Genomic DNA, 23656 nt, shown 5'->3' on the forward strand with positions numbered 1-23656 from the left:
TCGTGGATACTTTCTTTTTTTGTCTTTTTCCAGCAATTTTTTGGGAGCAACGATTTTAATTTTTTTTTCATGAAAACCGAAAAAATGTTTAAAAAAATCGTGCATAGATTCTTTATAATTTTCACATAACCGTAACAGTTGCTAATCCATAAACTGGCGTGAACAGATCGGTCAGCCAGCAGCACAAATGGTAGGTTCGAATGCTATTGATGATGAGCGGAGAAGCAAAATCGTTACAGTTATTACCCCTACGAATAAAAACTTGCTAACGAAGTAGGGGAGCGAATAATCAGGAAGTGCATCAATTATAAGTCTACTCCTTTTTTTCTAATCAGTATTGATCGTTGAAAAGAACTAACAAGAAATGATTAACCATAAAAAAGTAGAAGAGATAAATGAGCTGCTCTTTTTTTCTGTTAAACGAAAAGAATGTTTTACACAGTGATGCATAAAATAAAAAAAGAGGGGAACATTTTATGAGAATAAATAAAACGGATTTTGAGGCAGTGATGGCCAATAGCGAATTTTTAGACTATTACTGTCAATTATTTGAACAAAACGGTGAACGATCCGTCACAGATAAGCAATTAGAAAAATTACACTATTTGATTCAAAAGCAGGTGGCACTAACGATTCAAAAGAATGCGAGATATTCCTTTTTTACACAAACATACAAGCTGCCGCAAACACTCGTAAAGGATTACCAACTGTTAGCGGAATGTACCGAGAGGCTTTCAAAAATAGAAATGGATCAGTTGATACCCAAACAATTTATTGAACAGGACTTTAATGTGCAGATGAAAAAAGTAAGTCAAGAAACGCAATATGAACAGCTTTTAAACATCATGACAGACACATTTAGACAAATAAAGAAAACATAGGTGATTTTCAACATAGCAGTTTTTTTCAAAATGAAGCAAATAATACAAAGAATTTTCTTATTCCTTAAGCAGAATCTGATGAAAGTAAAAGCGAAATCCTTGCACTATTTTTAATAGCCGATAAAATAATTGTTATAAGACAGTAGTCTGGACACAACGCTTTTTTTCATCAGTCTATGAAAAAACCGATTTTTTATGTAGGATGAAAACCGATATAATGAGACTGCTTAGGCGCCTTTCATGCGTAAATTAGCCGCAAAAAAGAAATTCTTAGTAAGGAGCTTATGTTTGAAAAATTTTCAATTGAGTTTTGTCACAAGCAAATCGACCGTCCGATGGCTGCAGATTCTAAGTGAATTTGAAAAAAATGAAATTTGCAGTGCCAGCCATTTGGCTGAAGTAACAAGTAGTACTACAAGGACGATTGGCAAAGACATCAGTCAGATTAATGATTATTTCTGTGGGTTGATCCTGATCACTTCCACCAATCAAGGCTATTCGTTTGAACTATTTGATTATTCACAGTATGAAAAGAAAAAAGCCTCGCTTTTAGCGAATGAACCGCTCTTTATTTTATTGGAAAATATTTTTATTGGAGAGTTAAAGACGATCGATGAGTGGGCGGACTGCTTGTTTTTATCCAAGAGTACCTTATCAAAATACTTGCAGCGCATTCATGAACAACTGGCACGTTTTGATCTCCAACTAGCACTAGATCCCCTGAATATCGTTGGACAAGAAGCAGATATCCGCAATTTCTTCTGTACCTTTTTCTATGAAACGGATAGCACACCCCATACTGTCTTTCCGCCTGCTGCGGTCCAACAGGCAGTAACGGAAATCGGCAGGATGTTTGACAAAAATAGTTATCACACCGTTTCGTTTTCACAATATACGTATCTACTTTATATTTCGCTTGAGCGATTTATGCAAGGCAAAACTGTGCAAATCAACGACGAATTGTACCACGCCTTGCGACACAGTATTCAGCTGATGCACTTTCAGCGAATCAATGGCATTATTGAAAAGTACTTTCAATGTCGATTGACGAACGATGAACTTATCTTTTTGTTTGTTAGTATTATCACAAAGAAAAAACTGCAAAATGTGATCGTCGAACAAAAGTTTTGTCTTTCTTATAATCATTGGACCGAGATTCGCACGTTGACCAACGAGTTTTATCAGATGTTGAATGTATCGTCGAAAAAGCCTAAAGAAGATCAGATTCTGATCGAATCCTTTTTTACTTCTGCCAAATTGAAGGAGTGCTTATCCACTTCGGCCAATCGTAATATTTATGATGTGAATGCGTTTATTAAGAAAACTTTTTCTAAGGAGTTTGCTGCTTACCGAGAGTTTTTAGAAAGTAGTTGCGAGTACCACACCCTTTATTCTGTGGAGTATCTGACGGATTTTTGTGCAAACTTAGTGATTTTTATTGAATCTGTTCGAGAACGTCATTGGTTTCCCCGAAAAAATATCGCCTTTATCTTCGAAGGAAATAACAATATCGTTCAGTACATTGAGGGCTGGTCCAACCGCTATTTTAGCCGATCCCATCAAGTCTTTTATCCTGACTCAGGGGAAGTCAATGCTCAGTATTTAGAACAAAATACCATTGATCTGCTAGTGACGAACTATGCCGAGCATGCGACCGAATTTCGAGATATCGTTGAATGTATCGTCTTCAAAACGATCCCTTCTTCTTCTGACTGGAATCGGCTGCTTGAACGGATCAATCCTAACGTCACCCGCCAATTTGCCCTAAAAGACCTCTTCTAGTTTCCCATTCTGTTTTGACCTAAAGAGTTGCTAGAAAGGGCCTTTTACATGAAAAGAAAGCATTTTTCCTTCACTGCTTAGACAGTGAGAAGGAAAGATGCTTTCTTTTTTAATGGCTTGACTCTCCGCAGCTGTGCAGGAGTGTGGGAAGGGGAAGTGGGGAATGCATCAGGTACGGATGCAAGCCTTTGGAACCAGCGGTTTTCAATTCAATCGATCAATGTGGGCGAAATCATTGGGCTTCACTTAAGTAAATCAAACTCCAAGGCGCCTTTTGGTTTAGCTGAAGACCGGTCAATTCCCGATAGAAACAGGTTTTGTCTTTGACCGTCAGCTGAATGATCTCTTCTTCCGTATACTCGTTTAGAGAAGAAATTTTTAAAACATAAAGTTCTTTTAGTATTTGCAGCTGTGCGTCGATATCTAAGAGCAACGACATTTTTTCGAAAAAAGTACCCTCGTCTTGTTCATAGATCGCCAAGAATCGTTGGCGCAAAGAGAGATAAAAATTAAAGATTTTTGGGTGTGTATAAGAACAGGGAGAGTGGATAAATTCTACGTCAAAAAAGTTTACATATTCTTCGGCTGATTGGATCGTTTTTAAGTTCATATCAATACTCCTTATAAGTGTTAGGAAAAGGCGACAATACGTGTCATTATCAAAAAGAGTCACTGTTAAGCAATGTCTTACTGAGAAGGCCCTTTTGTTTTTTTTAATGATTGGGGGAAGGACTTTCGCTACATTCAATGTACAGGATATTCCAAATTGGCTCAAACGCGTTTTTTCGTAACCATACGAAGATTTGTTTTTCGCTGGTATTAACGTCAAAAATGTTCAACTATTCTGATAATTGTTGTTATAAAAAGAATATTTTCGGAATGGACGAAATGACCGGGTTTCCTTTCTTTTCCAGCAGGTTGTTTTTTCATTCGCTGAAATCATGGTTGAGAAAAAACAGCATCAGTTGACCGGTAGGCTCATCCCCGTCATTTTTTCAAAGGTGTGATACTATAGAATTATCTAGAAAAACGATCCTTTGATTCAAGTGGCCAATGCCAAAATAGTGCGAAGACACGCAGTTGCAGTGAGACGCAACCGTCTGTTTCGGTGAAAAGAATTGGCTAAATAGGGACGTTTATTAAAGCAAACGAGGAGCAACTCAATGAATGAGAAAAAAACAGTTGTAGTGATCGGCGGCGGACTTGGTGGTCTATCAGCGGCGGTCTCATTAGCCCAAAATGGCTTTGATGTATCATTATATGAAAAAAATCACCATTTAGGTGGCAAATTGAACCGACTGGAAACAAACGGCTTCGGCTTTGACTTAGGTCCTTCGATTTTGACGATGCCGCAGATTTTTGAAAAATTATTTACTGGCAGCAATCGCGATATGGCGGATTATGTTGCGATTCGCCGATTGCCATTGGAATGGCGCTCCTTTTTTCCTGACGGCACCAAGATCGATCTCTATGGCGATCTTGCCCGCATGGCAAAGGAAAACCCCCACTTGTCAGAAAAAGACATGGCAGAGTACCAAGATTTTTTGGACTATGCGCAAAAGATTTATGATATCACGGAAAAAGGCTATTTCGAGAAAGGCTTAGATACCACGAAAGAAATCTTGAAGTATCACGGCGTGATCAAAGCGCTGAAAGGCTTTGATTATTTCTCTTCCATGCATGATGCTATTCAAAAACGTGTCAGCAATCCGCAGCTGCAAGACATGCTGAGCTATTTTATCAAGTATGTCGGCTCGTCTCCTTATGACGCCCCAGCCGTCTTGAACATGATGATCTACATGCAGCATGCCCAAGGTGTCTGGTACGTGCCAGGCGGGATGCATCGGTTAGCCGAAGGCATCGTTCACTTAGCAAAAGAGATCGGTGTGACCTTCCATACGGGACATAAAGTGGAAAAATTGATCGTTGAACAAGAACAAATCCGTGCCGCTCGTTTGGATGATGGTACGTTGATCGAAGCGGACTATTTTGTTTCCAATATGGAAGTGATCCCGGCATATGAAGAGCTGTTAGAAGAAGCGCCGGCCTTTACTCGAAAACTGGAAGAAAAATTTGAACCAGCAAGTTCTGGCTTTGTCTTGCACTTAGGGGTCAAAACCTCCTATCCGCAACTGGCGCACCACAACTTTTTCTTTTCAAATGCCTCAAAAGAAAACTTTGATCAAAATTTCCATCAGCATCAGCTGCCGGAAGACCCAACGATCTATTTGGTCAATGCCAACAAAACCGATCCTTCGCAAACAGTGGCAGGGCATGAGAACATCAAAATCTTGCCTCATATCCCTTATTTGCAGGATAAACCCTTTACGGAAGCGGAATACGATGCCTTTCGTGAACGGATCTTGATCAAGCTGGAAAACATGGGCTTAACGGATCTACGCAAGCACATCGTGTATGAAGACCGCTGGACACCCGAAGACATCCAAAAGAATTATTTGTCACATCGCGGCGCCATCTACGGCACAGTCTCTAATCGCAAGAAAAATCATGGCTTTAAACACCCGAAACACAGCGAACGCTACGACAATCTTTACTTCGTTGGCGGTACGGTCAATCCCGGTGCCGGTATGCCGATGGTGACCCTTAGTGGCCAGCAAGTCAGTGAGATGATCACCAAAAGAGAACACTAAGATAAGAAAGGATGATGACTGTGTACCTGCTGCTCGCTGGTATTTGCGCTGCTTGGCTGGCAGGCTGGCTGATTTTTTTCCGCCTGCCGACGATACCCACCCGCAAGGAGACAGCCGCATCCAAAGACTTGAAGGAGAGGGCAGAATTGTCGATCATCCTCCCCGCCCGCAATGAAGCAGAAAATTTGCCGCAATTGTTGGCATCCTTGCAGCAGCAAACCCTTTATCCTGTGGAGATTTTGGTGGTTGATGACGGATCGGAAGACGAGACGATCGCCTGTGCCAAGCGCTTCGGTGCGACGGTCTTGCAAACCGCTGCTGATTCTGCTGGGAAAGCGGCGGCTTGCTGGTTAGGCGCCTCACAAGCGGTGGGCAAGTATCTATTATTTTTGGATGCCGATACCTTCTTTCTAGCAGAAGATGGCTTAGAGCGCCTTTTCGCTGCGTATGAGGAGCGATCGGGACAAGGCCTGCTCTCGGTGCAGCCCTATCATCAAACGAAGCGCCTGTATGAACAATTATCTGCCGTCTTTAATGTCATCTTACCTGTCGGGTTGAACCGCTTTTCTATCGTAGGCGAAAAACTCTCAGCCGGCGGCGCCTTTGGTCCGTGTATCTTGTGCAGCAAAACAGCGTACCTTCAAGCCAATGGGCATCAGGACATGCCACAAGGAATCTTAGATGATCTAGCATTAGCGAGACGCTTTAAGAAAAAACGCTTGCCGATCGCCTTGTATGGTGGAAAAGACCTGTTGGCCTTTCGGATGTATCCAGCTGGTGTTCGTCAACTTGTTCAAGGCTGGACGAAGGATTTTGCCACTGCTTCGCAATTCACTCACCCTTTGATTATGGCAGGTGTCATCTTGTGGATCAGCGGCGGCATTGGGGTACTGGCGGCACCGTTTCTGATGGAACCGTTTTGGCTAGGACTGCTTTTTTATGCTGCTTATTTTGGACAAACCGTGTGCTTTGCCCGCCGTGTCGGCAACTTCAACCGAGTCTTGCTGCTTTTTTTCCCATGTTACTTTCTTTTTTTCCTAGGCTTATTTGGTTGGTCATGGATCCAAACCCATTTGTTGAAATCCGTGACCTGGAAAGGACGAAAAATCAATTTATAGGAGGCGATGAACATGCCGCTGATCACCTTATCTCCACTGCTCTTGCTCATTACAGACAGCTTGGCTTGGCTGCTGTTTCATCTAGGCATCTCGTTTGGCTTGCGCAAAGTCAGTGATGCTTTTTTTGAACGTCATGCCAACTGGTTCCGTTCTTTTGCCTTTGAAAAAGGCGGCAGAATCTGGGCGGAGGTATTTCGTATTCGTCAGTGGAAAGACAAATTGCCCGACGGCACTGTGATTGCCAAAAAAGGCTTTGACAAATCTCGCTTGGCTCAGCAACAAAAGGACTATCTGGAAAAATTCGTCATCGAAACACGCCGAGCAGAGCTGACCCATTGGCTGCTGATGGTTCCAGCACCGTTCTTTTTCCTCTGGAATCCTGCGTGGGCGGGCTGGGTGATGATCGTCTATGCGTTATTGGCCAACTGCCCATTCATCATGATCCAACGCTATAATCGCCCCCGTTTGGAGCGAGTCTTGCGGAAAAAAAGTGCCCTGCAAGTCAAGCAGAAGGCGACGGTCTAGGTTCCTGTAGGTGCCGCTTTAAGATTCGCTGAAAAATAGGCAAACGGGAAATCAAAAGGATCGGAGGATAACTGCCTTCGATCCTTTTTAAAAAATTGGTGTTAATTTTTATGGGATGCGTCAAGACCATTCTTTGTACACTAAGGTCATTCAGAGGAAAGGGTGATCGTATGTCATCAGAAGGATATGGGCAAATTTTCGACCTGCCTTTGCAGGCTGCTGCATTGGTTGGTCGTGTGTTAGGACAGGTACAAAGTATTTTTGTAAGTGTAGAAAAGAAGGAGGGATGCGCAAGATGATTGAAGATAGCCGACAACGGGACCACTATTACGACATGCTGATTGAAAAAAATTCCCAATATGAAGGGATTTTTTACGTTGGGGTAAAAACCACCGGCGTCTTTTGCCGTCCTACCTGTCCAGCGAAAAAACCGCTCAAGAAAAACTGCGAGTTTTTTCAGACGGCACAAGAAGCGCTGCTGGCGGCGTATCGTCCCTGCAAACGATGTCGCCCGCTCAGCTCACCTAGCCACTTATCCCCTGACGTGAAAAGCCTTGTGGAAGCGGTGGAGAGTAACCCGGAGAAAAAGTGGACCGATAAAGATTTTGAAACGCTAGCGATCCATCCCAATACTGCGCGTCGACAATTTAAAAAATATTTTGGCATGACCTTTATCGAATATTCCCGTGCACGCCGTTTAGGGTTAGCGTTTAAGCAGATTCGTGAAGGAGAACCGCTGATCCAAGCACAATTAGAAGCCGGCTTCGATTCTGGCAACGGCTTTCGAGATGCGTTTTCCCGGATTATGGGGGAATTGCCTTCCAACAGCCGCGAAAAAACGATTCTTTCTTCTGCTTGGCTTGAGACCAAGATAGGGTCGATGTTGGCGATCAGCGACCAGCAGCAGCTTTACTTGTTAGAATTCGTGGATCGCAGAGGGCTAGAAACGGAGATTGCTGTTTTGAGAAGCCGCTTGAATGCAGTGATCATTCCGCAGCAAACAGCAATCATTCAGCAACTCAAACAAGAACTGACGGAATATTTTGCAGGGAATCGAACTGCCTTCACGGTACCCATCGCATTGATCGGCTCTGATTTTCAAAAAGCCGTCTGGCAGCAGCTGTTGGCGATGAAGATCGGAGAAACATACTCTTACAAACAATTGGCACAGCGAATCGGTTATGAAAAAGCCACCCGAGCTGTTGCCAACGCCAACGGAAAAAATCAATTGGCGTTGATCGTTCCATGTCACCGTGTCATCAATAGTGATGGTAGTATCGGCGGCTATGGCGGCGGTGTCGAACGCAAAAAGTGGTTGCTGGCTTTGGAAAAGCAGGTCCAGCCGACTGTAAAGATTTGAAAAAGAGATAACTATGCGTAGGAATCAGCGCTTCATCGATCAGTACATGGAATGGATCGAATCCTCTTCAGTAAAATATATATTTAGCGGAACTTATGGAATCTTTCATGAGTTCTGCTTTTTTATTAGATTTGAAGGGGACATAGAGAAAAGGTGGGACCTTCGTTAGTGTCTAACCGTTCTTAACCTCTATAAAAATAAGCATTGAATGATTTTCTTAAACAACCAAAGCATATCTTTTTACAACTTACAAAAAGTAAGTTATGATTATCTCGAATTCGAAATAAAGAGGTGAGGAAAATGGCGCATCAAGAAGAAGCGCTCAAAGCGTACATCGGTTTGCTGCGTACGGCGAGTCGTTTGGAACAAGTGGCAAAAAAAGATGTTCGTTGTTATGGCTTAAATATTACAGAGTTTTCTGTACTGGAATTGCTTTACCATAAAGGCACCCATACGACGCAAGCCATCAAGGAAAAAATTTTGATCGCCAGCAGCTCGACAACCTATGTAGTCGATCAATTAGTCAAAAAAGGCTGCGTGCGCCGGGAACCTAGCCAAGAAGATCAACGGGTAACTTACGTCAGGATTACGGAAGCAGGCAGGGCATTGATGGAGAAAATTTTTCCCAGTCATGCACAAAAGATTGCGGCGAGTTTTTCCGAACTCAGCAGTGAAGAATTGCAACAATTAAAAACAATTTTACGAAAAATAACTTACGATCAGAAATGAGGAAAAGAAAATGAGAAAACAAGATCAATTATTAGGGGTACACCATGTGACGGCCATGACAAGTGATGTGGAACGGAATTACCATTTCTTTACGGATGTGTTAGGGATGCGTTTAGTGAAAAAAACCGTCAATCAAGATGACATTTATACGTACCATACCTACTTTGCGGATGATTTAGGGACACCGGGAACGACCATGACGTTCTTTGATTTTCCCAATACCGCTCGCGGCAGCAAAGGAACCAACTCGATCACCCGCACCAGTTTCCGAGTACCCAGTGATGCTGCCCTTGATTATTATGCCGCACGCTTTGATGAATTTGAGGTAAAACACGAAGCAATCACCACCGAATTTTGGAAAAAAGTGTTGCGCTTTTGGGATTTTGATACGCAAGCCTATCAATTGATCTCTGATGAACACAATACTGGCGTGAAAGCTGGTACCCCTTGGAAAAAAGGACCGGTTCCTACTGAATTTGCGATTTATGGCTTAGGTCCTGTCGAAATGTCTGTTTCTTACTTGGCAGATTTCAAAGGGCTGCTGGAATCCGTTTTTGATTTCAAAACCATTGATCAAGTAGACAATCGCTATTTGCTAGAAGTCGGTGAAGGCGGCAATGGCGCTCAAGTCGTTTTAGTGGAAGATACCACGAGCCCGCAAGCACAACAAGGCGATGGCGAAGTGCATCATGTCGCTTTTCGTTTAGCTCACCACGACTCATTAGCAGTTTGGCAAGAAATCTTTGATAACTTGGGATTGGCCAACTCCGGCTATGTGGATCGCTACTATTTTGAATCCTTGTATGTGCGCATCGGCCATATTCTTTTTGAACTAGCAACAGATGAACCAGGGTTCATGGGGGATGAGCCATACGAAACATTGGGTGAGTCCTTATCATTGGCACCATTTTTAGAAAATCGCCGTGAATACATCGAAGGAGTCATCAAACCCTTCAATACAAAACGCGCCTAAGGAGGCACATAGTATGCAACCCATTCAACAGATCCACCATATTTCAGCTATCGTAGGCGATCCGCAAACGAACGTTGCCTTTTACCGCGACGTGTTGGGGTTGCGCCTCGTCAAACAAACCGTCAATTTTGATGATCCCTACACGTATCATCTTTATTACAGCAATCAAGCGTTAGAAAATGGGACCATCATCACCTTCTTCCCTTGGGCAAATGCTCATCCTGGGCGAGTAGGAAGCGGACAAGTCGGCACGATCGCGTTTCGCATTCCAAAAGACAGCAGTGCCTATTGGCAAGAACATCTGGCGAAACATCAAGTAACTGTCCAAGAAAGTACATTGTTTGATCGGCCAACGTTAGAACTTCATGATCAGCATGACCTGTCTTTGGCGTTAGTCGAAGCCGAAGAGTCGGCAGAAACACCAGCGATTTTAGGCTTTCATGGGGCCGTCTTGCTTTCGGCACAACCAGAAGCGACCATTCAAACGTTGGCAGATGATCTAGGTCTGGACATTGTTAACAAAACAGAGAAAAGCACCCATCTTCATACCGCAGGCACCCTCGCTCATGAGATCGTCGTGCCCCATGAAGCAATGCCAGCAGGGCGCTGGGGTGTCGGCACCGTCCATCACATCGCGTGGTCTGTGCCAACGGAAGCAGTGCAAAAAGAGTGGCAAGAGTACTTGTACGATCAAAGATACGGAGTCACTGAAATCAAAGACCGCAATTATTTCAAAGCCGTCTATTTCCAAGAGCGGGGCAACATCGTCTTTGAGATCGCAACAGAAACCCCAGGCTTTTTAGTTGATGAACCATTAGAAACGTTAGGACAGCAGTTGATGCTGCCCGCCCAATTTGAAAGCCGCCGTGCAGAGATCGAGGATCGCTTGCCAGACTTATCGGTTTAGAAAAAAGGAGACGCTGTATGCACTATTTAGATCCCAAGGATTTGACCCAACGAGAAAATTATAAGCTACTGATTGGCTCCATCATTCCACGGCCAGTGGCAGTGGTCAGTACGCAATCAGCCGATGGTATCGTCAACATCGCCCCATTTAGTTTTTTTAACATCGTCAGCTCAGAACCTGTGATCCTCTCGTTGGCTATCCAGCGCAAAGAGGGGGAACTGAAAGACACCGCCCGCAATCTGTTGGCGACGAAAGAAGCCGTCGTGCATATTTTGGATCAAACAAATGTCCAAGAGGCCAATAAAACCGCGGCATTATTGCCCGCAGACCAAAGCGAGTTGACGGTTTCTGGGTTTACCACAACGACATCGAAAACGATTGCCGTTCCTGGCTTGAACGAAGCCAGTGTCCGCTTAGAAACGATTCTGCATCAGCACGTACCCATCAAAAAAGACCAGCAGACCACTGCCGATCTCTTATTGTTGGAAGTCGTCGGCTACCAGATTGCAGAGGATGTCTATCAAGACGGCAAGATCGATCCCCGTGCCTTACAAGCAGTCAGCCGGCTAGCGGGAAATTCTTACGCAACGATTGGGGAGATTTTCGATATCAAACGACCAAGTTAAAGGAGGAACTTCGATGAAAGCAATCTACCAACAAGGAGCAGCCGACGCACCAGTTTTGGTGCTGCTCCACGGCACTGGTGGCGACGAACAGTCGTTGCTGGAAGTAGGCAAAGCCCTTGATCCCCTAGCATCACTATTAGGTATTCGCGGGAACGTTTTAGAAAACGGCATGCCCCGTTACTTCAAACGCCTGGCTGAAGGAGTGTATGATGAAGCCGACTTAGCACTTCGCGGCGACGAATTAGCCGATTTCATTCGGCAAGCCGCCAAAGAATACAACTTTTCATTAGCCCAAGTGGTACTGGTGGGTTATTCCAATGGCGCCAACATTGCCATTCGCTTATTACTAAATGATAGCGACCACTTCAAAAAAGCGATTCTCTACCACGCCATGTATCCAGTCGAGAATGTACCGACGAATTCCTTGCCTGACACTCATGTGTTTCTGAGTTTTGGCAGAAACGACCCGATCGTTTCCCTAGCCGACAGTGCTTACGTCCAAGAGATCTTCACCTCCCGGGGTGCAGTCCTTTCAACCGTTTGGACCCCGAGTCATCAGTTAACGTATGAAGAAGTTGAACACTCGCGCACGTGGTTGACCGAACAATAAAGGAGTACCCATTTCCTAATCAAACAGCGATCCTGCTGGTTGGTTAGGTTTTTTTGTTTCACGTGAAAACATTGAACAGAGAGTAGATCAGCTCCACCAAGATATGCTTTACATTAGTTCTGTTAGTATGGGTGGTTTTTATATTCTTAAAGCTTCTAGATTATAAGGTAGCTTGTTATCTCTAACCTGTTTAAGTTAATAACATGAATTATTCCTAAAAAAAATGGTAATACAATTTAATAAAACACATAATGGAAAATGAGTTTGGTGATGATCAAAACCAGTTAGGGATTATACCTAGCTGGTTTTTTTATTATGGAAGCAGATTTGTTGATAGTTCCTTTATTTAACAACGTTGATTGTTGTATCGGTGAATAGTGAGTGACTTGTGGTTCTTTAGATACCAAGACTCAAAAACCAGTGAACGTACTTGTTAAAAATAACATTAAGGTCGTTCCCTTGATGGATTTCAATACCTTTATCAATTGGGTTATTAATTGATAATCATTGTTTTGGCGCCGTTTTTCGTATTTAAAGATAACAAAGACATTTTTATATAAAAACAAAAAAATTGTTGACAGACAAAATGAAAGCGTTTATATTGGATATGTGGTTACTACCAGTTGAGAGTAAGGGGAGGACATAAGATGCTTGGTTTGGTTTTAACAGGTCATGGAGGATTTGCGCAAGGGATGGAAAATGCGCTTGCGATGATTGCAGGGCCGCAAGAACAGTTTCTAGCAGTGTCGTTTTTAGAGGAAAATCCGTTAGCTGACTTTGAAAAAGAGTTGCAAGGAGCAATCGATCAATTAAAGGAAACCTGTGATGGGGTCGTGATTTGTGCAGACCTTGTAGGCGGGACCCCTTTTAATGTTGCGATGACCGCTGCCAATGAGGACCCGCAAGTCGAGGTCATCGGCGGCATCAATCTACTGCTGCTAGTGGAAGGTTCGTTGACTAGATATACGGCAACTGATCCAGAGCGTTTTTGTCAAGAACTGGCAGAGATTGGCAAGAGCGGTATTTTTCACGGAAAGATCAAAGGCCATGAGGAAACCAATGAGGAAGAAGGGATTTAACGATGTGGGAAATGATCTTAGCAGCCTCAATCGTGGTGCTTGTTTTTCTCTTTCTCTTTTTGGCGGTCTCATCTTTCTTGAATGGGAAACATCTGAAAAAGCAAAAAGGCTATTTCGCTGAATTGCAGCAGTCCTTGAAAAAGGGGCAGAAAATCAAATTATACGGCGGCATTATTGGGGAGATTCAAGCACTTGGGAAAGAGACGGTCGATCTAAGGGTGAAATCGGGAACGGTGATCGAAGTAGAACGCAGTGCGGTTGCAGAAATCATGCAGTAAATAGAAGGAGGACATATTTATGGGAGAACCAAATATTTTGTTGACGCGAATCGACAATCGGTTGATTCATGGGCAAGTTGCCACCCAATGGAACGGTACGTTGGGGGCAAATCTAATTTTAGTGGCAAATGATAAGGTCGCCAAAGACAAAGTCAGACAAGGGTTGATGGATATGGCGGCGCCATCTGGCGTCCAAACGAGGTATTTCTCGATTCAAAAAACCATCGAGATCATTCATAAAGCATCGCCAAAACAAAAGATTTTCATGGTGGTTGAAAATCCTCAAGATGCGTTGAAATTAGCTGAAGGTGGGGTGCCAATCAAGAAACTCAACATTGGGAATATGCATATGTCAGAAGGGAAAAGACAGGTTGCTACGACAGTTGCCGTCGATGAAGCAGATGTCGATGCTTTTAAAAAACTGAAGGAAATGGGGGTGCAATTAGTGATTCAGCGGGTTCCAACGACACCTGTTGAAGATGAAAAGAAATTATTTCAGTGATGCAGAGATAAGGAAGGAGAAAGAAAATGGATTACACGATTTTTCAAATCATTTTAGTCTTCATAGTTACATTCATTGCCGCAATCGATCAATTTAGTTTTTTAGAATCATTGTACCAGCCCATTGTTACTGGGATGGTTATCGGACTTATTCTTGGAGATCTTCAAACCGGCTTGATCGTTGGCGGAACCTATCAGTTAATGACGATCGGCAATATGCCGGTGGGCGGCGCGCAACCGCCAAATGCGGTGATTGGCGGAATTATGGCAGCAATCTTAGCGATCACGCTGCAGCTGGAACCGACAGTGGCCGTCGCTACGGCGATTCCGTTTTCTTTGCTGGGGCAATATGGGGTGACGATTATCTTCTCACTAATGTCGCCAGTGATGTCAAAAGCTGACAGCTACGCCCATGATGCCAATACGAAGGGCATTGACCGGATCAATTATTTAGCGATGGTGGGTCTTGGAACGATCTTCGGCTTGATTGTGGTCTTATTCTTTATCGGCGGTGTTGCCTTCGGGAATCAGGCGGTCGCAGCGATCCCTCAATGGTTGATGGGTGGGCTCGGCGCAGCTGGGGGCATGATGCGGTATGTCGGTTTTGCGATTTTACTAAAAGTGATGGTTTCCAAAGAAATGTGGGGCTTCTTCTTTATGGGGTTTGGTTTAGCCACGATCGTAATGGCGGCACCTTCCTTGCAAGGACCAGCCTTGATCATTCTAGCCTTTATCGGTTTTGCATTAGCCTTTTGGGATTATCAAATCCAGTCCAAATTTAAAGTAGCAACAGCCAATACCTATGATTTCGGAGGCGATGAAGATGGCATATAATATTCCCGATTCTTATAGCGAACAAGCGCCCGCAGAACAACTGGATAAAAAGACCTTGAACAATATGGTCTGGCGTTCCTTATTTCTACAAGCCTCTTTCAACTATGAGCGAATGCAAGCAGGAGGCTGGTTATTCAGTATTTTACCGGGATTGAAAAAGATCCACAAAAATGAAAAGGACTTGGCTGCTTCAATGAGCCATAACCTAGAGTTTTTCAATACTCATCCATTCCTCGTGAACTTTGTGATGGGGATCATTCTATCGATGGAACAAAACAAAGCCGATATTCCCATGATTCGGGCAGTGCGAGTCGCCGCGATGGGACCGCTAGGCGGGATCGGTGACGCGTTATTCTGGTTCACTCTGGTACCGATAACAGCTGGTATCACAGCCAATATGGCGATCAACGGCAACATCGCTGCACCGTTTATTTTCTTACTGGTATTCAATGCGGCCCAATTTGGTTTACGGTTCTTCTTGATGCATTGGTCCTATCGTTTAGGGACAGATGCGATTGGGATCTTAACGGAAAATGCCAAAGAGTTCACCCGAGCAGCGAGTATTTTAGGGATTTTTGTTGTCGGTTCCTTGACCTGCGTGTATGGGGCGACGTCTTTGGATATTCAGATCCCTAACGGTACTACCAATGAAGTGACACAAGCGACGACGATCGTGGATGATCAAGCAGCCATTGCCGCTTACGAAGACATGCTGTATACCACGGATGAGAATGGACAATTGACCGACACACTGCAAGAAAATGCGGCGGTCAACGAATTGGCTAACGGCAAATATGAATTGACGTTTAACAAAGTCAACGAAGTGCCTGTGACGATCGATATTCAAAAAATCCTCGATGGGATCTTGCCGCAAGTGATTCCATTGACCATCACACTGATGCTGTATTTCTTCTTATCAAAACGCGGCTGGACGCCGTTGAAATGTATCGCTTTGCTGCTAGTGATCGGCTTGATCGGTTCTGGCTTTGGTCTGTATCCATCCATTTGGCCGCAATAAGCAAGCTAGCAGAAGAAACGGCGCAAACCGTAGGAGGAGTTTTGCTAAGCAAGCAAAAGCTGACTTTTCAGCTTAGCTCGTGCTGGCAATTGGTTCATTTTCCTGCGTGAAGAGATGCAAGTTCAGGAAACAGAGCCCCTGTAGACGATTGTTTGACACGCCTATCGGGAAATAGTACACTCGTTATGTGGTAGTAACCAGTTTGGAGGGGCTTATGAATATCAATAAAAATCGACAACCATTATACGATCAATTGTTAAATTTACTGATTGAAAAAATCGAAAATGAAATGGAAGCAGACACGATGCTTCCCTCAGAAAGAGAACTGTCAAAGCGCTACGGGTTAAGTCGGACCACCGTTCGCTTGGCTCTACAGGAGTTAGAAAAATTAGGCTATATTTATCGCCAACATGGCAAAGGCACCTTTGTCTCGGAGATCCGCAAGCAGGCAACCAATTTATCAGGTTCGTATAGTTTTACCGAACAGATGAAAGCACTAGGGAAACAACCAGAAACTAGAGTATTGGCATTCAAAAAAATGGAAGCGACAAAATATTTTGCCACTCAGTTGCAAGTTTCCATTGGCGAGCCGATCTACAAGTTAAAACGATTGCGTCTTGCTGATGGCCAACCGATGATGATCGAGCGTTCTTATCTGCCCGTCAAGCGCTTCATGAATTTAACGAGTGAGATGATCGAGCAAAAACCATTGTACGATATCTTCCATGAAGATTTTCATCAAGTGATCCGCCTAGCGGACGAAGAATTTTTTGCCAGCATTGCCAGTGCGAAGGATGCGGCATTGCTAAAAATCCACGAAGGTGCGCCGGTGTTGAACCTGGTACGCAGCACGTTCAATATTGAAAATGAAGTGATCGAATACACCTTGAGTGTTGCTCGAGCAGACCAATTTAGATACAAAGTCCGCCACTTGCGTAACGACGAGTAGCGCATTTCCTAGACAGTCTGAAATGATCCGCTCGAGCAAAGAAAAGGTGTGTATTCAAAACCAGTGAGGTCGAGGAAGTTTGCCCTTTGGGTGATCGCTAAGTATTCATCCAAGACAACGCTCCTCGTACCGTCAATGGGAATACATACTGGAAAACCAGCAGCTAGGAGGAAGAAAGATGTTTCAACTGTCAACAAAGGAATTAGCAGAATTAGGTGCGGAGATTACAACAAGAGAAATCAAACAACAGCCAGAACTGTGGCAAGAAACCTTGACGATCTATCAAGAAAAGCAAGAGGCGATCGCGGCTTTCTTACGTACTATCAAGCAAAAGACGGACAAGCGAATCCGCGTGGTCTTCACGGGAGCGGGGACATCGCAATATGTTGGAGATACGATCGTTCCTTACTTGAATAAGAACGGCGCAACGGTGGATTATCTTTTTGAAAGTATTGCTACGACGGATATTGTCGCTGCTCCAGAACAAGTTTTATTTGCGGATGAGCCAACACTGCTCGTTTCTTTTGCTAGAAGTGGCAATTCACCAGAAAGTTTAGCAGCGGTCAAAATCGTCGATCAATTCGTTGCGGACAGCTATCATTTGACGATCACTTGTGCAGCCGACGGATCTTTGGCACAACAAGCTGCCGCTGATGAAGCGAGTTATCTGTTATTGATGCCTGAGAGGTCAAATGATGCTGGATTTGCGATGACGGGAAGCTTTTCTTGCATGGCCCTTTCGGCACTGCTGATTTTTGACCAGACGCCTCTGGCGGAAAAAGGGCATTATGTTGAAACCCTTAGCCGGTTGGGGCAAGAAGTGATCGACAGAGAAACAGAACTCCAAGTACTGACGGACCGTTCCTTTAAGCGAATCGTTTACCTTGGTTCAGGCACGTTGTCGGGGTTGACCAGGGAAGCACAGCTAAAAGTATTGGAACTGACTGCGGGAAAAATCGCCACCGTGTTCGATTCTTCGATGGGCTTCCGTCATGGACCGAAATCATTCGTAGATGATCAAACCCTCGTCTTTGTCTTTGTCAGCAATACGCCCTACACGCGGCAGTATGATCTTGATATGTTGGAAGAATTAAAGAGTGATGGCATCGCCGCCGCAGTGACTGCTATCGGACAGCCGGCCGCTGTGAATTTCTCAGGAACAAACTTTTTCTTTCCAGATGACACATCATTGCCAGACGGTTATCTAGCCTTAGCAGACATTGTCTTTGCACAAACGATCGCACTGCTGGCATCGATCAAAGTCGGTAATACACCGGATACTCCTTCGCCAACACGTACCGTCAATCGGGTGGTCAAAGGCGTGACGATTCATCCGTATAACAACTAACGATGACTGAGAAAGCCCACCACGAGCACGTATCTTTTCGTGTACGAAGTCGATACGTGCGGTGGTCAATCAGTCGAACGGCTTCATCAATAGACATTTTTATACGTGCTGACAACCGTTTCGCCAACGCTGAAAAAAGTGAAAGCGGTTGATTCTTTGGCATGGACAAAAAAGGAGGAATTTTAATGAAAGCAACCGTAACGAAAGCCAAAAAAGCAGCGATGGATCGCCTGTCAACGAAAGAAGGAGTGATCGCAGCTTTAGCGATCGACCAACGAGGTGCCTTGAAAAAAATGATGGCAGCACTTGGCGTGGAGGCTGATGCAGAAAAAATCAGCCAGTTTAAAAAGCTAGTCTCACAAGAATTGACCCCTTACGCGTCTTCCATTTTACTAGATCCAGAATATGGGTTGGCAGCTGCGCAAAGTCGTGATCCAGAGGCGGGGCTTTTGCTGGCGTATGAAAAAACCGGCTATGATGCGACTACGCCGGGACGTTTGCCTGATTTATTAGGGGAATGGTCAGTTGAGCGATTAAAAGCAGCAGGCGCCGATGCCATCAAATTTTTGCTTTATTATGATGTAGATGAAGATGCCCAGATCAATCAGTTGAAACACGTCTTTGTGGAACGACTCGGCAGCGAATGCCAAGCCGCTGATCTGCCCTTCTTTTTAGAAGTTCTTTCCTATGATGCTAAGTTGCCTGAAGTCGACTCAAAAGCATATGCGCAACGCAAACCAGAAAAAGTCATCGGATTGATGAAGGAATTTTCAAAACCACAGTACAAAGTCGATGTGTTAAAGGTGGAAGTACCAGTCAACATGAATTATGTGGCAGATTTTGCCAAGGAAGAAGCCGTGCATACCAAGGAAGAAGCCGCAGCGTATTTCAAAGCGCAAAGCGATGCGACGCATCTGCCGTTTATTTTTCTCAGTGCAGGCGTATCAGCCAGCTTATTCCAAGAAACACTGGTTTTTGCCAAAGAAGCCGGTTCAACCTTCAATGGCGTCTTGTGCGGCCGGGCAACGTGGAAAGACGGTGTTGATCCCTTTGTAAAACAAGGAATAGAAGCTGCCAAAGAATGGCTAGCAAGTACCGGAAAACAGCACATCGAAGACTTGAATGAAGTGATCCAAAAGACCGCCACTTCTTGGTGGGACAAAGTCACGGTCGAAGAATAGTTTTTTCGCTGTTTGACAAGAGAAATGGCCAATGATCAGACATCTTAAGGGCTTTTGAGAAGAAGTGCAGGCTTCTGACTTAAGGCTTTAAGGTGTCTTTTTCTAGTGAAAAAAGGTTGATAGTATAACGGATGCTGACCTCATTTAGACAAAAAAAGGTTAGCAAAAAAATTATGAAAAAAAGTCATGGCACTACGGATGATTTATCATAATTTTTTCATATAGACTAAGTTAACTTTGCTAGTTAAAAGAAAATGAAGGCAAGAAAATCAATCCCAAAAGATTTGTTAACAGGTTAAGTCAAAAATCCCTCAAAAGCTTTTCTCATTTTTCAGAAGTATTGCCAGTAGAAAATCGCTTGATAAAAAAGTCGTGGCTTGCTATTCTGTTCTGTAAATTGACAGAAGGAGATGGCGTATGAAGCAAATGGCAATCAAAGAGAATACGTTTTTGACGCGTCTGGATTATCAGCGGGCAGTGGAAGACATGATCGCTCCTTTGCGAGAAGCGATCTTGGCAGATGACCATCCAGGATTGAATCTAGGTAGCAGTGGGGCCGTGTATGACCGAACACGGGCTGAAATGGAAGCGCTTGTGCGTCCTTTGTGGGGGCTGGCGCCTTATTGGAGGATTTGCTCAGATGATCCGTTACGAGTAGCTTATGTGGAAAAAGTGATCGCGGGGACAGATCCTGAACACGCATTTTACTGGGGAAGGATCACGGATTATGATCAATACATCGTGGAAGCAGCCGCATTGTCATTGACTCTTTTATTGCAAAAGGATGCTTTTTGGACAGCGTTGCCGCAGAAGAACCAGCGAAAGCTAGTGGCTTGGCTATCCCAAGCACTTGAGTGCAAGATTCCTAAGAACAACTGGACATTCTTCAAAGTGTTGATTCGCGTTGCCCTGTTTCACTGTGGGGAACCGTTGGCAAAAGAAGCATTGTCCCAAGAGTTGGCATTGATCGATTCCATGTACATTGGCGATGGTTGGTACGTAGATGGGAAAACGACGCAGCGAGATTACTATATTCCTTTTGCGTTTCATTATTATGGCTTGATTTACGCTACATTTATGCAAGACGAAGACCCAGAATGGGCACAGCGTTTTAAAGAACGAGCCACCCGATTTGCCCAAGATTTCATCTATTATTTTGATGAAGACGGCGAAGCCTTGCCCTATGGCCGCAGCCTGACCTATCGGTTTGCGCAAGGTGCTTTTTTCTCGGCGCTGGTTTTCGCAGATGTCGAAGCGATCCCATGGGGACAGGTGCGAGGACTACTGGCGAAACACTTGCGCAATTGGATGGCGCAGGAGATTTTCACTTTCGATGGTCGCTTGTCCATCGGGTACCACTATGAAAATCATGTAATGGCAGAAGGGTATAATGCACCAGGCTCGCCTTATTGGGGGCTGAAGACCTTTTTGCTTTTAGCGGTCGCAGAAACGCATCCTTTTTGGCGGGCTGAACCTGAGCCGATCAAAAGAGAGCCGCAAAAACGGATTGAAAAAGGCAATATGTTGCTGGTGCACAATGAAAAAAGCCATCATCTGTTGGGGTATCCTGCAGGCTTGATGCTTGAACAGCAAGCCCATGCTCAAGCAAAATACAGCAAATTCGTCTATTCGAGCAAACTTGGTTTCAGTGTGCCGAAAGCTGGCGTCACGTATGCCGAAGGCGCCTTCGATAGCACATTAGCTATTGCTCGAGATGGCAGCTATTTTCGCACGAAGGGCACAGTCATGGATTATCGAGTGACGGAAAAAGGGGTCTTTTACCAATGGGCACCCTTTGAGGAGGTAGTGATTGAAACTGAGATTTATCCCTTTGGTCAGTGGCATGTGCGCGTGCACGAGTTGACGACGACGATTTCGTTGGATCTTCGTGAGGGCGGGTTTAGTGTACCGCTGACTGGACGGTTGCCTCAGGCCCAAACAGGACCGACCTGGAGTCGAGTCAGTGAAGAAGGCTTTTGTTCTCAAATCATCAACATCGAAGGCTATCAACAAGCCAGTATTGTTCAGCCAGAAGCCAATACCTCCGTCTTTTTTCCAAGAACCAGTTTTCCATACTTAGCACAACATATTCCGCCCGGGAAGCACCGTTTGATTTGTTTAGTCGGTGGTATCGTAGAAAAAGAAAGGATCGATCCAAATGATTACGCTAGCAATAAAAAATAAGCAGGACCAGGTGATCGTCGGTCGCATCGACCATGAAAAAGAACCCGCGCCATTTCAAGTTTCTGATGATGATTTGGCCGTATTAGCCATTAAAAACTATCCCTATGAGGAAGGAGATAAGATCGTTATTGAGGTGACGGGGGAAAATCCGTATTATGTCCTTCAGCTTGATGAAACCTTAGCACCATCACTGATCTATCTTTCCCAATCCACTTGGGAGTATCAGATTCCTTGGACGGAATCCGCTCGAAAGTCCTCGGTGGAAACGGCCTTTACCTCGCAGCGCCATCACCTGATGGTGCGCAAAGCCCATGCGTTTGAGATCACGAATTATCAAAATTTATCCTTCAATGCCCATGATCAAAAGTCAGCGACAGGGGCGTATCCTCATGCTTCAGCGAATGTGGAAACGCGAGATGATTCCGTCTTTTTTGCTAAGAATGCGATTGATGGAAAATATGGCAACCGATCCCACGGGTCGTATCCGTTTGCTTCTTGGGGCATCAATCAGCAAGCCGATGCTGCATTGACCATTGAGTTTGGTCGTCCCGTCTTGATTGATCGGGTTCGCTTCCTATTGCGGGCAGATTATCCCCATGATAGCTATTGGACCAAAGGGACCTTGGTCTTTGCTGATGGAGAAGAGCTGGTGGTGGAAACGACAAATACGGCGTCTTTTCAAGAAGTTCGTTTTCCGAAAAAAGAAACGACTAAGCTGACCTATAAAGAGCTGCAAAAAGCAGAGGATGATTCCCCGTTTCCAGCTCTTACACAAATCGAAGTATTTGGTTGGAACTGTTAAAAAAAAGAGGACAAGAGCATGACAGGTCTGCATTTGTGGGCAGTTGTCATGCTCTTTTTTAGGAATCAAGGAAGGAAGGTCGCTTTTTTTTTGTGTTTACGTTATAATGATTTCAGTTAATATGTTAACAAGTTAAGGAGAGGGTAAACATGCGTCTGCAAGAGAACAAACAACGCTTGATCCTGTTAGGAGAAAAAGTGACCGATGTGTGGGTAGCGGATAAAATCACCGCGTGCATCCAACAGATCGAAAAAAATAGTCAGCGCTTTGGCACACAATTTCCTTCAGCCTGTGCCACCAATGGCAAATATCGGCTGAAAGGCAACGATGATTGGACCAATGGCTTTTGGACCGGTATGTTGTGGCTCGCCTATGAGTGGACCAAGGAAAAGAACTTTCTTGATCGAGCTATGGCAAATATCGACAGTTTTCAAACGCGTTTAGACGACCATTTTGTATTAGATCATCATGATATTGGTTTTTTATATAGCTTATCTGCCGGTGCGGGCTACAAGATCACTGGCGATGAACACTGCAAGCAAGAAGTCATTCAAGCAGCAGATGTTTTGTTGGCACGGTTTCAAGAAAAGGGGGAATTTATTCAAGCTTGGGGCGCTTATGGCGACCCACAAGAATACCGCTTGATTATTGATTCGCTACTGAACTTGCCGCTTTTATTTGCAGCAACTCAATTGTCGGGAGAGCCTCGCTACGCAGAGGTTGCGAGTAAGCATTATCAGACAGTCCGAAAGACCGTCATTAAGAATGACGCCACCACCTTTCATACGTATTATTTCGATCCTGAGACGGGGCAGCCAAGTCACGGTGCGACGCATCAAGGAAATAGCGACCAATCGATTTGGGCACGAGGGCAGAGCTGGGCGATTTTAGGGCTTCCTTTGAATGAAAGCTACCTGCATAGTCAGCCTTTTCCAGAAAATTATCCGCAGATCGTGGAGGTGTTTTTGGCTCATTTGCCAGCAGATTTGGTACCGTATTGGGACTTTGATTTTAACGACCAACATCCTGCTGAAAAAGACAGCTCTGCTTTAGCGATTGCGGCTTGTGGCTTGTTGGAAGCAGAGAAAATGGGGGCATATCCCGATGCCCAAAAAATCGCTAAAGGAATGCTTTACCAATTAGGCGAGCAGTATGCAGCGAGCCAAGTGCCAGAAAATGAAGGCTTATTGCTGCATGGTGTGTATGCTCATGCGGAAGGCAAAGGCATCGATGAGCCCAATCTTTGGGGTGATTATTTCTATTTAGAAGGATTGATCCGATTGGCATTGCCTGATTGGCAAAGATACTGGTAAAGGGGAA

The 23656-nt window shown here is 44.4% G+C and carries 23 protein-coding genes; 22 read left to right on the forward strand and 1 reads right to left on the reverse strand.

What is annotated here, in order from left to right; genetic code table 11:
• Nucleotides 1-476: 476 nt before the first annotated feature.
• Both IGK85_RS00950 and IGK85_RS00955 read left to right on the forward strand, forming a co-directional pair.
• Nucleotides 477-881 carry a hypothetical protein gene (locus IGK85_RS00950; protein WP_008376482.1) on the forward strand — a complete coding sequence of 135 codons (405 nt, stop codon included), beginning with the start codon at nucleotides 477-479 and terminating at the stop codon, nucleotides 879-881.
• Nucleotides 882-1169: 288 nt separating this feature from the next.
• The gene (locus tag IGK85_RS00955; protein WP_223347152.1) at nucleotides 1170-2663 is read left to right on the forward strand and encodes a helix-turn-helix domain-containing protein; all 1494 of its coding nucleotides are present in this window, start codon (nucleotides 1170-1172) and stop codon (nucleotides 2661-2663) included.
• A 232-nt stretch (nucleotides 2664-2895) separates the two neighbouring features.
• Here the strand turns inward: IGK85_RS00955 and IGK85_RS00960 are convergent, their stop codons facing one another.
• The gene (locus IGK85_RS00960; protein WP_005232663.1) at nucleotides 2896-3273 is read right to left on the reverse strand and encodes a DUF7006 family protein; all 378 of its coding nucleotides are present in this window, start codon (nucleotides 3271-3273) and stop codon (nucleotides 2896-2898) included.
• A gap of 553 nt (nucleotides 3274-3826) precedes the next feature.
• Here IGK85_RS00960 and IGK85_RS00965 point away from each other — a divergent pair.
• From IGK85_RS00965 to IGK85_RS01060, 20 genes are all read left to right on the forward strand, one after another.
• Nucleotides 3827-5314 carry a phytoene desaturase family protein gene (locus IGK85_RS00965; protein ID WP_008376479.1) on the forward strand — a complete coding sequence of 496 codons (1488 nt, stop codon included), beginning with the start codon at nucleotides 3827-3829 and terminating at the stop codon, nucleotides 5312-5314.
• 11 nt (nucleotides 5315-5325) lie between these two features.
• A complete protein-coding gene (locus IGK85_RS00970; RefSeq protein ID WP_035006388.1) occupies nucleotides 5326-6432 on the forward strand; it encodes a glycosyltransferase in 1107 nt (368 codons plus the stop codon).
• 12 nt (nucleotides 6433-6444) lie between these two features.
• A complete protein-coding gene (locus IGK85_RS00975) occupies nucleotides 6445-6957 on the forward strand; it encodes a hypothetical protein (RefSeq protein WP_008376475.1) in 513 nt (170 codons plus the stop codon).
• 295 nt (nucleotides 6958-7252) lie between these two features.
• Complete coding sequence (locus IGK85_RS00980; protein ID WP_008376473.1) at nucleotides 7253-8317, forward strand: bifunctional transcriptional activator/DNA repair enzyme AdaA; 1065 nt, start codon at nucleotides 7253-7255, stop codon at nucleotides 8315-8317.
• A gap of 300 nt (nucleotides 8318-8617) precedes the next feature.
• Nucleotides 8618-9046, forward strand: coding sequence for a MarR family winged helix-turn-helix transcriptional regulator (locus IGK85_RS00985; RefSeq protein ID WP_005232643.1), 429 nt, complete (start codon nucleotides 8618-8620; stop codon nucleotides 9044-9046).
• Nucleotides 9047-9056: 10 nt separating this feature from the next.
• On the forward strand, nucleotides 9057-10019 hold the full coding sequence (locus IGK85_RS00990; protein WP_008376470.1) for a ring-cleaving dioxygenase: 963 nt from the start codon (nucleotides 9057-9059) through the stop codon (nucleotides 10017-10019).
• Nucleotides 10020-10032: 13 nt separating this feature from the next.
• Nucleotides 10033-10926 (forward strand): VOC family protein, encoded by an 894-nt coding sequence (locus IGK85_RS00995; protein WP_008376468.1) that lies wholly within the window; start codon nucleotides 10033-10035, stop codon nucleotides 10924-10926.
• Between the two features lie 17 nt (nucleotides 10927-10943).
• Nucleotides 10944-11552 carry a flavin reductase family protein gene (locus IGK85_RS01000; protein WP_008376465.1) on the forward strand — a complete coding sequence of 203 codons (609 nt, stop codon included), beginning with the start codon at nucleotides 10944-10946 and terminating at the stop codon, nucleotides 11550-11552.
• A 13-nt stretch (nucleotides 11553-11565) separates the two neighbouring features.
• Complete coding sequence (locus IGK85_RS01005; RefSeq protein WP_008376463.1) at nucleotides 11566-12162, forward strand: alpha/beta hydrolase; 597 nt, start codon at nucleotides 11566-11568, stop codon at nucleotides 12160-12162.
• Between the two features lie 647 nt (nucleotides 12163-12809).
• Nucleotides 12810-13241, forward strand: coding sequence for a PTS sugar transporter subunit IIA (locus IGK85_RS01010; RefSeq protein ID WP_008376461.1), 432 nt, complete (start codon nucleotides 12810-12812; stop codon nucleotides 13239-13241).
• A gap of 2 nt (nucleotides 13242-13243) precedes the next feature.
• Entirely contained in the window at nucleotides 13244-13519 is a 276-nt protein-coding gene (gene yajC / locus IGK85_RS01015) for a preprotein translocase subunit YajC (RefSeq protein ID WP_008376459.1), read from the forward strand.
• A 19-nt stretch (nucleotides 13520-13538) separates the two neighbouring features.
• Entirely contained in the window at nucleotides 13539-14021 is a 483-nt protein-coding gene (gene agaV / locus IGK85_RS01020) for a PTS N-acetylgalactosamine transporter subunit IIB (RefSeq protein ID WP_008376456.1), read from the forward strand.
• Between the two features lie 26 nt (nucleotides 14022-14047).
• Nucleotides 14048-14854 carry a PTS mannose/fructose/sorbose/N-acetylgalactosamine transporter subunit IIC gene (locus IGK85_RS01025; RefSeq protein ID WP_429972126.1) on the forward strand — a complete coding sequence of 269 codons (807 nt, stop codon included), beginning with the start codon at nucleotides 14048-14050 and terminating at the stop codon, nucleotides 14852-14854.
• Nucleotides 14844-15872, forward strand: a complete 1029-nt coding sequence (locus IGK85_RS01030) for a PTS system mannose/fructose/sorbose family transporter subunit IID (RefSeq protein ID WP_008376454.1) — start codon at nucleotides 14844-14846, stop codon at nucleotides 15870-15872. The genes IGK85_RS01025 and IGK85_RS01030 overlap by 11 nt, the downstream gene beginning before the upstream one ends.
• 214 nt (nucleotides 15873-16086) lie before the next feature.
• On the forward strand, nucleotides 16087-16821 hold the full coding sequence (locus tag IGK85_RS01035) for a GntR family transcriptional regulator (protein ID WP_005232618.1): 735 nt from the start codon (nucleotides 16087-16089) through the stop codon (nucleotides 16819-16821).
• Nucleotides 16822-16999: 178 nt separating this feature from the next.
• On the forward strand, nucleotides 17000-18169 hold the full coding sequence (locus IGK85_RS01040) for an SIS domain-containing protein (protein ID WP_008376448.1): 1170 nt from the start codon (nucleotides 17000-17002) through the stop codon (nucleotides 18167-18169).
• 185 nt (nucleotides 18170-18354) lie between these two features.
• Nucleotides 18355-19350 (forward strand): tagatose-bisphosphate aldolase, encoded by a 996-nt coding sequence (gene lacD / locus IGK85_RS01045; protein WP_008376446.1) that lies wholly within the window; start codon nucleotides 18355-18357, stop codon nucleotides 19348-19350.
• Nucleotides 19351-19767: 417 nt separating this feature from the next.
• Nucleotides 19768-21534, forward strand: a complete 1767-nt coding sequence (locus IGK85_RS01050) for a DUF2264 domain-containing protein (protein WP_008376444.1) — start codon at nucleotides 19768-19770, stop codon at nucleotides 21532-21534.
• Nucleotides 21509-22336, forward strand: a complete 828-nt coding sequence (locus IGK85_RS01055; RefSeq protein ID WP_008376442.1) for a DUF7402 domain-containing protein — start codon at nucleotides 21509-21511, stop codon at nucleotides 22334-22336. The genes IGK85_RS01050 and IGK85_RS01055 overlap by 26 nt, the downstream gene beginning before the upstream one ends.
• Before the next feature lie 149 nt (nucleotides 22337-22485).
• Nucleotides 22486-23649: a glycoside hydrolase family 88 protein gene (locus IGK85_RS01060; protein ID WP_008376438.1), complete on the forward strand. Its 1164-nt coding sequence runs from the start codon at nucleotides 22486-22488 to the stop codon at nucleotides 23647-23649.
• Nucleotides 23650-23656: the final 7 nt, after the last annotated feature.

This window comes from Enterococcus sp. AZ015 (assembly GCF_050499225.1).
Classification (GTDB): Bacteria; Bacillota; Bacilli; order Lactobacillales; family Enterococcaceae; genus Enterococcus_D; species Enterococcus_D entomosocium.